The sequence below is a fragment of the Bacillus sp. LR--39 genome, from assembly GCF_053613335.1.
This window is the reverse complement of record NZ_JBSIOT010000443.1, coordinates 1-961: the sequence shown is the minus strand read 5'-3', so window position 1 is coordinate 961 and position 961 is coordinate 1. Positions and strand designations below refer to the sequence as shown.

Sequence of the window (961 nt, the reverse complement as noted above, 5' to 3'; positions counted from 1 at the left end):
ATCATTGATTTTCGTTTCAAGTTGAAAAGATTTACAGAGAAATTTAATTATCAAGATGGGATTTTTAAATTTACTCAGTTGATTAAGCAAGCATCATCAGTAGATCAAGTACTTAATCACTTTAAAAATACAATCCTAGAAGTATTAAACATAGATAATGCTTGCGTGTATGATAATTCTAAAGGGGAAATCACCCTTCTTAGTAAGAACAACTTTAAAGATCTGACTTATAAAAATCATGAGCAATATGTGAAAAATTTTTCTGGTGATATCGGTAAAATTAAAGAGTTTAAACAAGGTTTTATTATTAAAATAGGTGAACGAGGAGACAGATCATTTTTAGTACTCTGTTTCTCAAGTTATAATACTTTTAAGTTAACAAGGGATGAAATTGCATGGCTTCAAACATTAGCATTTTATACAAATGTCTCATTGGAAAACGTTATGAAAATCGAAGAATTGATGGTGCATCTTGAGGATTTAAAACAACAAGAATCCAACCCCGTATGGCTCAAAAAACTCATGTACACGATCGAGGAAAAACAACGCTCGGATCTCGCCCGCGATCTCCACGATTCGGTTCTTCAGGATTTGATTTCCTTAAAACGCCAGTGTGAGCTGTTTTTGGGTGATTTCAAGAAGGATGATAATCCGTGCCGTGAAGAGGTGCAGGACAAGCTTGTACAGATGAATGAGCAGATGTCTGATGTGATTTCGATGACGAGGGAGACGTGTCATGAGCTGCGGCCGCAGCTTCTGTATGATCTTGGGCTGGTGAAGGCGCTGTCGAAGCTGGTGGCGCAGCAGCAGGAGCGGGTTCCGTTTCATATCCGTTTAAATACCGGGAGATTTACGGCTTCCCTTGATCTGGATTCGCAGCTGAATTTGTACCGGATCATTCAAGAGTTTCTGTCTAATGCGGTCAAGCACTCTCAGGCGACGGATGTGCTGATTATGCTCA

Annotated in this window: 1 protein-coding gene; it reads left to right on the top strand. The window is 38.9% G+C overall.

Going from position 1 to position 961, the window contains the following annotated elements:
- A partial coding sequence (locus ACWHAR_RS23945) for a sensor histidine kinase (RefSeq protein ID WP_452088048.1) occupies positions 1 to 961 on the top strand: 961 nt, incomplete at both ends.